The organism is Gordonia sp. UBA7599, from assembly GCA_002477755.1.
Classification (GTDB): Bacteria; Actinomycetota; Actinomycetes; order Mycobacteriales; family Mycobacteriaceae; genus Gordonia.
Genome location: DLKD01000102.1, coordinates 47,397 through 59,300, shown reverse-complemented (window position 1 = coordinate 59,300; position 11,904 = coordinate 47,397). Strand labels below are relative to the sequence as shown.

At 67.7% G+C, this 11,904-nt stretch carries 13 protein-coding genes; 2 read left to right on the top strand and 11 right to left on the bottom strand.

Features of this window, described 5'->3' with window-relative positions; translation table 11 throughout:
• From B4L26_RS11945 to B4L26_RS11935, 3 genes are all read right to left on the bottom strand, one after another.
• Nucleotides 1-359 (bottom strand): Clp protease N-terminal domain-containing protein (locus B4L26_RS11945; protein ID WP_290719092.1); only part of this gene is annotated, 359 nt, incomplete at its 3' end.
• 100 nt (nt 360-459) lie between these two features.
• Nucleotides 460-690, bottom strand: coding sequence for a helix-turn-helix domain-containing protein (locus tag B4L26_RS11940; RefSeq protein ID WP_290719091.1), 231 nt, complete (start codon nt 688-690; stop codon nt 460-462).
• A 295-nt stretch (nt 691-985) separates the two neighbouring features.
• Nucleotides 986-2,059, bottom strand: coding sequence for an HNH endonuclease (locus B4L26_RS11935; protein ID WP_290719090.1), 1,074 nt, complete (start codon nt 2,057-2,059; stop codon nt 986-988).
• Nucleotides 2,060-2,078: 19 nt separating this feature from the next.
• Here B4L26_RS11935 and B4L26_RS11930 point away from each other — a divergent pair, with 19 nt between their 5' ends.
• On the top strand, nt 2,079-2,834 hold the full coding sequence (locus B4L26_RS11930; protein WP_290719089.1) for a YggS family pyridoxal phosphate-dependent enzyme: 756 nt from the start codon (nt 2,079-2,081) through the stop codon (nt 2,832-2,834).
• A 7-nt stretch (nt 2,835-2,841) separates the two neighbouring features.
• Here the strand turns inward: B4L26_RS11930 and B4L26_RS11925 are convergent, their stop codons facing one another.
• Genes B4L26_RS11925 through B4L26_RS11910 form a run of 4 tightly spaced genes read right to left on the bottom strand, consistent with a single transcriptional unit; the run spans nt 2,842 to nt 7,615 of the window.
• Nucleotides 2,842-5,415 carry an ABC transporter permease gene (locus tag B4L26_RS11925; protein WP_290719088.1) on the bottom strand — a complete coding sequence of 858 codons (2,574 nt, stop codon included), beginning with the start codon at nt 5,413-5,415 and terminating at the stop codon, nt 2,842-2,844.
• Nucleotides 5,415-6,122, bottom strand: coding sequence for an ABC transporter ATP-binding protein (locus B4L26_RS11920; RefSeq protein ID WP_290719087.1), 708 nt, complete (start codon nt 6,120-6,122; stop codon nt 5,415-5,417). The genes B4L26_RS11925 and B4L26_RS11920 overlap by 1 nt, the downstream gene beginning before the upstream one ends.
• Nucleotides 6,119-7,270, bottom strand: a complete 1,152-nt coding sequence (locus B4L26_RS11915; protein WP_409563400.1) for a PLP-dependent cysteine synthase family protein — start codon at nt 7,268-7,270, stop codon at nt 6,119-6,121. Before B4L26_RS11915 ends, B4L26_RS11920 begins: the two co-directional genes overlap by 4 nt.
• A gap of 9 nt (nt 7,271-7,279) precedes the next feature.
• On the bottom strand, nt 7,280-7,615 hold the full coding sequence (locus B4L26_RS11910; protein WP_290719086.1) for a DUF4229 domain-containing protein: 336 nt from the start codon (nt 7,613-7,615) through the stop codon (nt 7,280-7,282).
• Between the two features lie 181 nt (nt 7,616-7,796).
• On the opposite strand from B4L26_RS11910, the gene B4L26_RS11905 reads away from it, so the two are divergent.
• Nucleotides 7,797-8,027 carry a BldC family transcriptional regulator gene (locus B4L26_RS11905; RefSeq protein WP_409563524.1) on the top strand — a complete coding sequence of 77 codons (231 nt, stop codon included), beginning with the start codon at nt 7,797-7,799 and terminating at the stop codon, nt 8,025-8,027.
• A 205-nt stretch (nt 8,028-8,232) separates the two neighbouring features.
• On the opposite strand, the gene B4L26_RS11900 is transcribed toward B4L26_RS11905, so the two are convergent.
• From B4L26_RS11900 to B4L26_RS11885, 4 genes are read right to left on the bottom strand one after another with little or no spacing between them, the layout of a single operon-like run.
• Nucleotides 8,233-8,412 carry a hypothetical protein gene (locus tag B4L26_RS11900; RefSeq protein ID WP_290719084.1) on the bottom strand — a complete coding sequence of 60 codons (180 nt, stop codon included), beginning with the start codon at nt 8,410-8,412 and terminating at the stop codon, nt 8,233-8,235.
• 33 nt (nt 8,413-8,445) lie between these two features.
• Entirely contained in the window at nt 8,446-9,417 is a 972-nt protein-coding gene (ccsA, locus tag B4L26_RS11895) for a cytochrome c biogenesis protein CcsA (RefSeq protein ID WP_290719096.1), read from the bottom strand.
• A gap of 13 nt (nt 9,418-9,430) precedes the next feature.
• Nucleotides 9,431-11,089 (bottom strand): cytochrome c biogenesis protein ResB, encoded by a 1,659-nt coding sequence (resB, locus tag B4L26_RS11890; protein WP_409563399.1) that lies wholly within the window; start codon nt 11,087-11,089, stop codon nt 9,431-9,433.
• Nucleotides 11,086-11,895, bottom strand: a complete 810-nt coding sequence (locus B4L26_RS11885; RefSeq protein ID WP_290719083.1) for a cytochrome c biogenesis CcdA family protein — start codon at nt 11,893-11,895, stop codon at nt 11,086-11,088. Before B4L26_RS11885 ends, resB begins: the two co-directional genes overlap by 4 nt.
• Nucleotides 11,896-11,904: the final 9 nt, after the last annotated feature.

Sequence of the window (11,904 nt, the reverse complement as noted above, 5' to 3'; positions counted from 1 at the left end):
GTCTCGATCAGGATGCAGTCGATGTTTTCGCGCGCCGCGAGGCCGACGAGACCCGACGTCAGGTCGTCGCCGAAGTTGCGGGCCACCGCCTCCCGGACCTTGTCCAGGTCGATGCCGAGGATCTTCAAAGCCTCGCGATCCTCGGCGTAGCGGTCCTCATCGGAGGTCGGGGTGTTCTCGGGTTCCGCGGGTGCGGCACGCACGGCGCCGCGAGCGGTCTCCAAGGTTATGCCGTGCCCGGCGAGGACGGCGACCAGCGGATCGCGGGCGTTGCAGAGCACGCCCAGGATCATGTGCTCGGGTCGCAGGCTCGAGTGGCCGAGGTCCTGCGCCTCCGCCATGGCGAATGGAAACGCCATACGGGCGTCCGTGGTTAGTCGTGAGCCAAACATGAGGCTCCTCCTTCGTGTCATCCCGGCCCGGTCGCCAGAGCGGTCGGGGCCGGTGGGTTGTTCTTGGTCATTCGGTGGCCGAATCCTCAGTGCGCCGCGCGTACTTCTGGTGCACGGCCTGCCGGCTGATCTCGAGGACCTCGGCGATCTGTTGCCAACTCCACCCCGCGTTGCGGGCGTTCTCGACGTGGATGCCTTCCAGCCTGTCGGCCAGCGTCCGCAGTGCGCGCACAGCGGCAAGGCCGCGCGCCGGGTCTGTGTCGGCGACCGCCTCGGCGGTCGGGTTCTCTTCGGTCACGATGTCAGGTTATGTTGACACTCGCGATCTGTCAAGAATTATTGACGGCTTGGTTTGGTGCGATGCTTTCTAGCTCCCACTCCCATCCGAGCGCGGCAACCGTCGCAATGGTGGCATCGGTCAGGGCGTCGAGCTCGGCCTGGAAGGCGGGATGCGCCGGTCGTGACCCTGTCACGTGCATTAATGCGAGTCGCATACGCGCACGGAACGCCAGCCGGTTACCGCCGCGTGTCGTGCGAGCGCACCAGAGCCGCAAGCCAACCAGATAGACCTGCGCAGTCAGACAGAACGTCACTCAGCGACCGTCGACTGGCCACACAAAGTCGACTCGTGTGAGCGGCTCGATTCGGCTGCGCTCATGCCACACCGGGGTGGCGGTCGTGATCGTCACGTAGATCCCCCTCGCCGCAGATTCGACCCTGCCGTACTGGCTCGGCCAATCGATGCCATCGGCAAGTTCTTGGAGGCTTTCACGTCCCCGCCCCAACGCTCGCTCCACGAGTCCGGGCGCAGGAACGTAGTTCGACTTGTTCGAATTGCAGCTGGCACAGGCTAGGACCAGATTGGTCAGGCCATCGAGTCCGACCCGGGACCAGGGCAAGACATGGTCGACCTGCCGATCGCGCCGAATGCGAGACGCGCAGTAGAAGCATTGCGGCCCGTAAGCCGCGGCGAGCACCTCTGCCGGCCGCGTAAGCGACACTCGATCCGCGCCGAATAGGTGCTGAGCAACGTCTGGCTCATCCGCTAGGAAGGAGTTCATGCCGCGCACGTCCTGTGCCCACGCGAGTTGGAACGCAGGTTTGAGCAGCGGGGCCAATCTGGACAGGGATCGCGCAACTCCCGGCAGCAGCCAGATCTGGTTGCCATGCTCCCTGATCGATCGTTTCGTTGCGCTGTCGAGCCACGGTTCGTCGTATAGGAAATGCTCGGCCCGGGCCGACGTACCTACGTTCTGGAGCAGTTTGAGCGGGTAGCGGACGACATTGTCCTTCACCGCCGCCACGCAGAATTCGTACGCATCGGGCGCAAGAAGCTTCGCGGTCTCGAGCGGGATCTCACGGTGCCCTGCGACTGCATTGCGCAAGTTGGACAACGCCTTGAGGATCACGCTTCGCCCATCAGACGATTGCCGCAGGACCTGTCCTTCGAACGGACGCAGCTGACCCCAGTACTGCTCCATGACCCGCACGGTGAGCACATCGAGGTCGATCGGGACCTTCGCATCCGGATCGGCCGGTGCAAGTTCCACAGCAAGGTCCAGCAAGGCCACAGCTACTGCCAGCTTGTACGTGCCGGTTCGCCGGCCATCGTCGAGCACGGCGACCATCTTCTGGCCGACGGCAAGCGGGTCCACCGGCGACGTCATGGCGCCAGGCTAGTGGACAATGAGAGTCGTGACCGAGTATCCCGCCGCCAGTACAGTCGACGATTTCCATGCCAACCTCGCGGTCATCCGGGCGCGCATCGACGACGCGGCGCGGGCGGCCGGGCGCGACCCCGCGGAGGTCCGACTACTACCGGTGTCGAAGACGGTCGAGTCCGACCGACTCCGAAATGCAGTCGCCGCCGGCTGCGACTGGTTCGGCGAGAACAAGGTCCAAGAGGTCAAGCGCAAGCACGGCGAGCTCGCTGATACGGGGGTGAAGTGGTCGGTGATCGGGCACCTGCAGACCAACAAGGCCAAGGACGTCGCCGCTCTCGCCGACGAGTTCCAAGCGCTCGACAGTCTTCGCGTCGCTGCGGCCCTCGACCGGCGGCTTCAGACGCTGGGTCGCGGAATCGACGTCCTTGTACAGGTCAACACGTCCAGCGAGGAGTCCAAGTTCGGGTTGCACCCCGACGACCTCGCCGGCTTCCTCACCGAACTGGCCCCCTTCTCGTCGCTACGCGTGCGCGGGTTGATGACGCTGGCGGCACTCTCCGCCGACGCCGAGCGGGTGCGTGGCTGTTTCGCCCTGCTGCGCGACCTGCGCGACCGCGCACGTGACACCGACCCCGATCTCATCGGGCCCGGAGAACTGTCGATGGGTATGTCCGGCGACTTTGAGACCGCCATCGAGCAGGGGTCCACCTGCGTCCGCGTCGGCCAGGCGATCTTCGGTGCCCGCGCCACCCCGGACAGCCATTACTGGCCGAACTGATCTCCCGCTACTCGTCGGCGATCGATTCGGAGATGTTCATCCGCGCCGCCCGGACCGCGGGCGTGAGCGCGCCGACGAGGCACAAGCCCACCGACACCACGACGTAGATCAGCGTCGACCACTGCGGCGAGTAGTGCACCGCGATCGAGGTGGCCGCAGTCAGGATCTGGTCGCTGATCAGGTGCAGCAACGCACCCAGGATGAGGCCGGCCAACGAGCCGATGACGGCGATCGCTGCCGCCTCGGCCAACACCATTCGGAAGACGAAACGCCGCGACGCCCCGAGCGCGCGCAGCACGGCTAACTCTCGGCGTCGTTCGATCACGCTCAGCAGCAACGTGTTGAGCAGTGCCACCGCGGCCGCTACCGACACGATCCACTGGATCGCGACGGTGAACGCCCCGGACTGTTCAGCCGACTGTTGCGTCGCACGCACGGCCTCCTCGCCCGAATACACGTACAGCGGCAGTCGCCCGGCGGAATAGCGGGCCGCGACCGCGTCCAATCCCGCGCGCACCTGATCGACGTCGGCGCCCTCGTCGGCCATGATCTGCAGGAACGTCGCGCCCGGTCGGTCGAACCACTTCTGCAGCAGTGCCAAAGAGATGGCTGCGCTGCCCGAATCCAGCGCGACGTAGTCGACGACGTCGCGCACGACCAACCCGTGGTAGCCGGTCGGCGTGGCCAACACCACCTCGTCGCCGATCGACCGCCCCAGGTTGCGGGCGGCCACTGACGACAACACGATGCCGTCCCCGTCGAGGATCTGCCGCAGCGCGGCCTGGTCGGTCTTGTGCATATACGGTGCGCTCAGGCCTGGAGCCAAGCCCTGCACCAGGATGCGTGCCTCGCCGACGTTGACCCCGGCCCACTGGGAGGCCGCCACACGTTCGACGCCCGGCACCCTCGCGGCCGCCGCGGCCACGTCGTCGCCGAAGGTCGGGCCGGTCGGAATGCCGTCGCGGTTCGACGTCGAGAGGTAGAACGCCGGCTCACCGAGGCCCTGCAGCGACCCCGAGAGCGACGACACCAGGTTCTGCAACGCCCCAGAGGTCCCCATACCGACGGCGATCGCGACCGCGACCGTCATCACCGTCGCCCAGACGCGGCGCGACGCGCGGGCGGTGTTGACCGCCGCAAGTGTGCCCGGCGCACCGAATCGGCCGGCAAGAGCGGTCACCCCGCGCACCAGCGGTCCGGTGAGAGCGAAGCACAGCAACAGCCCACTCGCTCCGAATACGGCGCCGGCGATGATGGCGGTACGCCCGGGCACCGACGTCGCCAGCACCCACGAGGCCGCGATGCCGACCAGCCCGCCAACCGCCGCAACGGCCACGACCGGGCGCGACAGCGGCTTGTCAACGTCGCCGCCGGCCGCCGACATCGCCTCCACCGGCGACACCGAGAACACTGTCCGTGCCGCCAACGCCGTCGCGGCCACACACGCGGCAATGCACGCCGCCAGCGCCACGAAGGGTGCGAACACCGGCAGGTGATAGTTGACTGACGCACCGACGGAGTTCAGGGTCATCTCCGGCAGCCGACTGATCGCCCAGCGGCCCGCGAGGATGCCGACCGGAATGCCGATCAGGCCGCCGAGGAAGCCGTAGAAGGCCGCCTCTCCCAGCATGTCTCCGACCAACTGCCCGCGCCGCGCTCCCAATGCGCGCACCATCGCGAGCGCGGACCGGCGCGAAGCCACCGCCATGTTCATCGTGTTGAAGACGAGGAACCCGGCGATCACCAGCGAGATGACCGAAACCAGCAGGGTCGAGTCCCGGGTCACCGCGGTGGCGACCTCGGCCTGCTTCTGCCGGAACGCGGGGTCGACGACGACGGCGCGTCCGTTCACGACCTGGACGGCACGCTCGCGCATCTGCGACATATCGGCGCCGGGTTTCGCGACGACCAGCAGCGAGTCGACACGCCCGTCGCCCGCGTCGAACCCGGTCATCCGCTGGGCCAGCGGCAGGTAGGCGAAGAGGAAGTTCCCGCGGTTGAGGACTTCGGTGCCCTTTGCCGGCGCGATCCGCAAGACGGTGACGTCGACGCCGTTGACGACTACCTTCTCGCCTTCAGCGAGGCCGGTTCCCGGACCCGCGATTACACCGGTCTGTAGGTCGGCGAGGTCCACACCCTCGCCCGCGCCCACAGTCGCCATCGCATCGCGCAGCTGCGGCGACAACTGCGTCACGCGTTGATCGGATCCGATGAGCAGGCTCAGCTTCGGATCAGCGGACGGCGCGCCCGGCGGGTCGATGCGCACTTGGGCTCGGATCATCGGGACCACGGCCTGCGCACCGGGCAGCTCACGGCGCAACTGCCCCGCCAGGTCGGCGGGCAGACCGGAATCGGAGATCGCCGCGATCTCGAGATCGGCGTCGCCGGTCAACGCGGCGGTCAGGTCGCGCACCGAACCGGTCAGTGAACCGAACGTGCCGAATACCGCTACCAGCAGCGCCGAGGCGACGACGATCACCGAGAGCGACGTGACGACCCGCAACCGATGGGTGACGATCTCACGTAGGTTCAGCAGCCGCACCCGGGTCGCGCCCGCGCGCAGCCGGGCTGCGACCCCCATCAGAGGACGACCCGCCCGTCGCGCACCGTGATGATCTGGTCGGTCGCCGCCGCCGCGTTGGCGTCGTGGGTGACCATGACGACGAGGCGGTCAGGGCGGTCGTGGGCCAGGGTGGCGAGGAGGTCGAGGACATCACGGCCGGTGCGGCTGTCGAGATTGCCCGTCGGCTCGTCGGCGAGCACGATCGCCGGGTCCATGATGAGCGAGCGGGCGATCGCGACACGCTGCATCTGGCCACCCGACAGCTCGTTGGGGCGGTGGTCGATGCGGTCACCGAGGCCGACCCGCTCGAGTAGAGCCACGGCCTCCGGTTTCGCTTTGCGCAGCGACTGGTTGTCCAGCAAGCGCGGAAGGGCGACGTTCTCCCACGCCGACATCGTCGGGACCAGGTTGAAGAATTGGAAGATGAATCCCACGCGGCGGCGGCGGAACTCCGACGCGGCAGCATCGTCGAGGCCGGTCAGCGGCACACCGTCGACGACAATCTCCCCTGCTGTCGGTTGGTCGAGCGCGCCGAGGATGTGCAGCAGCGTCGACTTACCCGCGCCCGAGGGGCCCACGATCGACACGAAACGTCCGCCGGCCAGATCGAGGTCGACGCCATCGAGGGCGCGGACAGCCGTGTCGCCGAAGGCGTATTCACGCACCAATCCGCGCGCACTGACCAACGGCGGCGCGACGACGCTACGGGTGATGTTGGGGCTCACGCACCGACCTCGCCTTCGCGCCACCGGCCGTCGTGCCACAAGCGTCGCAGGGCTTCAGTCGCTCCGTCGATGTCGATGCCTTTGCCCGCCAACCACTCGTCGTCGAAGTAGGTCGTCGCGTAGCGCTCACCCGGGTCGCACAGCAGCGTCACCACCGATCCCGGTTCGCGTGAGGCAACCATTTCGGCGACGAGGAGCAGGGCGCCGTGGATGTTCGTACCGGTCGACGGGCCGACGCGGCGGTCGAGCAGCCCGGAGAAGAACCGCATGGCCGCGATCGACGCCGAGTCGGGTACCGCGAGCATCCGGTCGATCACCTGGGAGACGAACGACGGCTCGACCCGCGGGCGACCGATGCCCTCGATGCGCGAGCCGACATCGCTGCGCAGCGACCCGTCGCCGGTCTCGTAGGCGGGGAAGAACACCGAGTTCTCCGGGTCGACCACACACAGACACGTGTCATGGCCGCGGTAGCGCAGATAGCGTCCCAGCGTCGCCGACGTACCGCCGGTCCCCGCGCCGACGACCGTCCAGCTGGGGATCGGGTACCGCTCGTCGGCTAGCTGGTCGAAGATCGATTCGGCGATGTTGTTGTTGCCGCGCCAATCGGTGGCGCGCTCGGCCATCGTGAATTGGTCGATGAAGTGGCCGCCGAGCTCATCCGCGAGCTGTGCGGCGACGTCGTACACGTCGGCGGGGTTGTCGACGAAGTGGCAACGACCGCTCTGGCGTTCGATCAACCGCACTTTCTCCGGTGAAGTGCCCGCCGCCATGACCGCCACGAACGGCACGCCGATCAGCTTGGCGAAGTAGGCCTCCGACACCGCGGTGGACCCCGATGACGCCTCGATGACGGTCGTCGACTCGTCGATCCAACCGTTGCACAGCGCGTAGAGGAACAGCGATCGCGCAAGGCGGTGCTTGAGCGAGCCGGTGGGATGGGTCGATTCGTCCTTGACGTAAAGGTCGACACCGGCGGGCCGGCCGTCGTCTCCGGTCCATCGCGACCACGCCGGGAGTGGGATGCGCAGCAGGTGGGTGTCGGCGGAGCGTCGGGTGTCGGCCTCGATCGTGTGCACCGCTTCGCGGACCCAGTCACGGTTGACCCGGTGGTCGACGCTGCGGGTCATGGGCGCCTCAGCGCTCATCGCCGCGACTCACTTGCCCGGCTTGCGCAGCCGGCCCTGCAACTCCTGCCGTCGGCGCGCACGCTCGGCGTCGACGGCCGCGATACGGGTGTTCACATTGGTGCGCAGCGACTTGAAGAGCAGCAGGCCCAGCGGCAGCGCGATCAGCACGCCGAATGCCACGGCGACGATGAGCGGGACCGTCTGGCCCGCCAGCTTGCCGATACCCATGATTGCGGCGGCGATGACCGCGACCAACACCAGACGCGCACCTGCGTAGGCAGCGATGGCTCCGATCAATCCGGGTACTCCGGTCGGCGCTGGTGCGTCCTCCGACGATGGTTCGGGACTGTGTTCCTCGGTCACATGCCCACCCTATCCGGCCCGTACCGCAGACGGGATTGACGGTCACAGGAGGGCTACAAAACGTCAAACCCGACAATTTGACCATGTCTTTACCTAGTGATGACGGTTCGAACACCCGACCCTTGAGCGAGTAGAACGGTGTCACGGAGTCCAACACGACCGATTCGACGAAGAAGGGCACATCGTGACGATCCTCGACAACCCGGCCGGCATCACCGCCGCCGGCGCCAGCCAGTTCAACCTCAAGCCCGCCGACGTCGCCGCCATGTTCAGCGTCAACCCTAAGACGGTGGCCCGGTGGTCGACGGCTGGCATCCTGCAGTCGATCCGCACTCCCGGCGGGCACCGCCGCTACCGCGAGTCCGACGTCGTCGCGCTGCTGAACAACCGCTCCGCCCTCGCCCTGGACTAATCCCCTCGCGTTACGATTTCGCCGCCAGAGGCGAAAGAGTAAGCATGAGGTGGACCATCGCCCAGACCGGGCTATTCATCATCTCGCTGGCGTGTGACCAGCGTCGTGATGGCCGGCATCGCGTGGATACAGATCGGCGCGACGGCGGCCTGCGAAACTCGCTGGCGGGTATGAGTGACTGGGGTCCGGTCGCGAGGTTGCGAACCTAGGAATCGCGGTCCTGGTTCTTACGACGCAGGTCGAGGAGGAAATCCGGATCATCGTCGGGACCGATCGGCCCGCGCGGAGTCGGGCGGCGCGGCGTCGAATCGCCAGGCGCTTGGGTCATACGCCATAGGACCACGCCCAGCACAACGACGAGGATGAGCAGGATCAGATAGAGCACGGCGGACCTCCTACTGCCCAGGGTACGCGAGAGCTAGACGCCGGCGTAGGAGTGCAGGCCGGCGATGACGAGGTTGATCGCGAACAGATTGAACAACACCGTCGCGAAGCCGGCGACGTTGATGGCGGCCGCCTGGACGCGCCACCCGGCCGTCGCTCGAGCGTGCAGGTAGGCGGCGTAGACCACCCACGTGATGAACGAGACGACCTCTTTGGGATCCCAACCCCAGTAGCGGCCCCAAGCGTGCTCGGCCCAGATCGCGCCGCACATGACGCCGAGGCTGAACAACGGGAACGCGAACACCACGCACCGGTAGGCGATGCGGTCCAGGCGCTCGGATGCGTCTTCGCCGAACCAGCCGAACCGCAGGCTCAGCAGGTACAGGATGCTGGCGACACCGGAGACCAGTAGGACGCCCGAGCTGATCGAGATGATCGACACGTGGACGACCAGCCAGTACGACTTCAGCGCCGGCACCACGGGACTGGCCGCGGTGAAGAGGAAGCGGTCGTTGATGACCAGCAGCAGCAACACCGTCGCCACCACGAACGCCAAGTACTTGCGGTTCTCCGGCGCCCGCAGTGCGATGAGCCCGCCGACCAGACACGCGATCATCGTCAGTGAGATGAACTCGTACATGTTGCCCCAGGGGGCACGGCTCGTGGCGATTCCGCGGGTGACGATGGATCCCAGGTGGGCGAGCATGCCGACGAGCGCCACCGCATAGCCCATGTTGACGAACCGCTGGCCGCCCGAAGCGCGCTCGACCGGGACCACCCGGCCCGGCGCCGACTGTCCGGCGTCGACGACCGTCCCCGCACCCGCGCGTGCGAACACCGCCGGGCGCTGACCCGCCACCGCCGAACGCGTCGCGGCGAAACCGGCGAAGAGCAGCAGCACGGCCACCGCGTAGACGCCCAGGGCCGTGCCGTAAAGGACATCCGACCAGCGCGACAGGGTTTCGTCGACGTGGACCGCCACCTCACCGGGGGCGTTCGCAAGCATCTCGATCACGTCATCACCTCGAACCATCTGCGCCGAGCACCAGCTCGCGCGCCTGCTCGGAGAAGCCGTCGCCCCACCCCGCTGAATCGGTGCGGGCCAGGCCGGCCACCGTTACTACAGTACGTCGTTGACCGTCGGGTCCGTCATCGAGCACCCGGATGCGGGCCCATACGCGACGCCGCTTCACCAGCAGCGAGACGAGCAGCCCGAGCAGCATCACGACCGCCGACACCAGCACCCACAACTGCGCCGGGTCGTTGGACACCTGTATCGACACCCACCGCTGGTAGCCGTCGAACGTCACCGTCGTGCCGTTGTCGAGGTGCAGCACCCTGCCCGGCTTCAGGTTCGCCTGCCCGACACGTCTGAGCTGCCCGCTGTGCATCAGCGCGGTGTCCAGCGCATAGGCGTTCTGCGGCCGACCCGAGTCCAGGCCGGTGTCGCCTCGGTATACGCGGATCGCGACGTACGGGTCCTTCGGGATCGGCGACGACGACGAAAGCAATGTGCCGTCGAACTTCGCCGTCGGTGCGAAGATGCCCTCGATGCCGATCTGGTTTCGACGGCGGTCCTTTTCGACGGGGAACATGCCCGCGGGCGGGTCGACGCGCACCGCGCCCGAGGACAGCATCGTCTGCATCTCGTCGGGAGCGAACGGCACCGTCTGGGTGCGCTTCTGACCGTCGGGGAATGTCACCGTGAACGTCGGGGCGAATCCGTTTCCGAGTACGTACACGCGGCTGCCGGCCAGGCGCAGCGGTTCGTTGACGCGCACCCGCGCCAGCGGCCACGTGCCCGGATCAGTGGTCGGCGCACCTTCGGTGTATCGCATCATCGCGGTGTACATGTCCGGTTGCCCGGACGGCAGGAACGTGGCGGTGAAGTCGTCGACGCGGATGCAAAACGGCTGCAAGTCGGTGCCGTCGACGAGGCGACCGGCCCGGAACGAGTCGTAGACCGCGGTCGAGGTGTTGCACATGCCCTCCTCACCGTCGGCGACGAGGCTGCGGGTGCCCTCGTAGCCCCACATCTTGCCGACGGCGACGGCGATGAGCAGGCTCAACAGGGCGAAGTGGAAGACGAGGTTGCCGAACTCGCGCAGATAGCCCTTCTCTGCGGACACCTCGTAGGTCCCGACCTTGCTCTGATCGGGCGGATAGATCGTCGATCGCCAGCCGCGCAGATTGCCGCGGATGCGCTGCGCGAGCTGCTCGGGGTCGACGTCGCCGTCGACGACGATCTCCTCGTGGCGTGGCATGCGGGCCAGGTTGCGCGGCACCGGCACCGGGCGGGCCCGCAGGCTGCGCAGGTGCTCGGCCATGCGCGGCAGCAGACACCCGACCAACGAGACGAAGAGCAGGGCGTAGATCGCCGTGAACCAGCTGCTGGCGAACACGTCGAACAGTTGCAGGCGGTCCATGATGGTGCCCAGCCGCCCGTGGTTGTCGATGTAGGCCTGCGTCTTGGCCGCGTTGAGCGGTCGCTGCGGCAGCAGTGCGCCGGGGATCGCCGCGACGGCAAGCAGGAACAGTAGTGCCAGCGCGGTGCGCATCGACGTCAGGGAGCGCCACAAGTTGCGCGTGGGGGCCACGAGGTAGCGCTGCAGCGACGACGGGCGCGACGGGGGCTGCGGCGGTGTCTCGGGTGGCCTGGTGGCCACGGCGCCGCTCACAGCAGGATCCCGGCGTCGGGGGCGAACCGCGTCTGCAGCCACGCCACGAAGTGGTCCCACGCCCCGGTCACCAGCGCGAAGCCGACGAGCAGCAGTGCGATACCGCCGATGATCTGCAGGGTGCGGGTGTGCGCGCGCAACCATCCCCAGCTGCGCACGGCCCACGTCGAGGAGAGCGCAAGCACCACGAACGGGATGCCCAGGCCCGCGCAGTAGGCCACCATCATCGCGACGCCCTTGGCCGCGGTCGCCCCCTCGGTCCCGGTGACGGTCGCGACGATCGCCACCAGCGTCGGCCCCAAGCAGGGCGTCCAGCCGAGCGCGAAAACCGCACCCAGCAGCGGTGCGGCAAAGACCCCGAGGCGCCCGCCGTCGACGCGTTCGGCGGAGAACCGGCGGTCGGTCTGCAGCGCGGGGACCAGGCCGATGAACACCAGTCCCATGACAATGGTGATCAGGCCCCCGACGATCTGCAGCGGCCGGCCGCCGGCCCCGCTGAACCGATCGGTGATCCCGAAGACGGTGGCCATCGCCAGCACGAACACGACGGTGAACCCGGCGACGAACAGCAGCGCTGCCCCGACCACCCGCCGCGCACCGACGTGTTCCTCCTGCCGCGACTGCGCGACGGTGACCGCGGGCGCCTGCGCGCCGACCAGGCCGGCCAGGAACGAAAGGTAGCCCGGGACCAGCGGAACGACGCACGGCGAGGCGAAGGACAACAGGCCAGCCACGACGCACGCGCCGAGCGCCAGCAGCAGCGGCCCGGAGGTCGCTGCGTCAGAGAGCGCGCTGGCGGTGTTCACTTCGCTGGG

Coding starts and splice junctions, on each gene's coding strand:
- B4L26_RS11930 (WP_290719089.1), top strand. CDS start 2,079: ATGAGAGTCGTGACCGAGTATCCCGCCGCCAGTACAGTCGACGATTTC.
- B4L26_RS11935 (WP_290719090.1), bottom strand. CDS start 2,059: ATGACGTCGCCGGTGGACCCGCTTGCCGTCGGCCAGAAGATGGTCGCC.
- B4L26_RS11925 (WP_290719088.1), bottom strand. CDS start 5,415: ATGGGGGTCGCAGCCCGGCTGCGCGCGGGCGCGACCCGGGTGCGGCTG.
- ccsA (WP_290719096.1), bottom strand. CDS start 9,417: ATGCTTGCGAACGCCCCCGGTGAGGTGGCGGTCCACGTCGACGAAACC.
- B4L26_RS11915 (WP_409563400.1), bottom strand. CDS start 7,270: ATGAGCGCTGAGGCGCCCATGACCCGCAGCGTCGACCACCGGGTCAAC.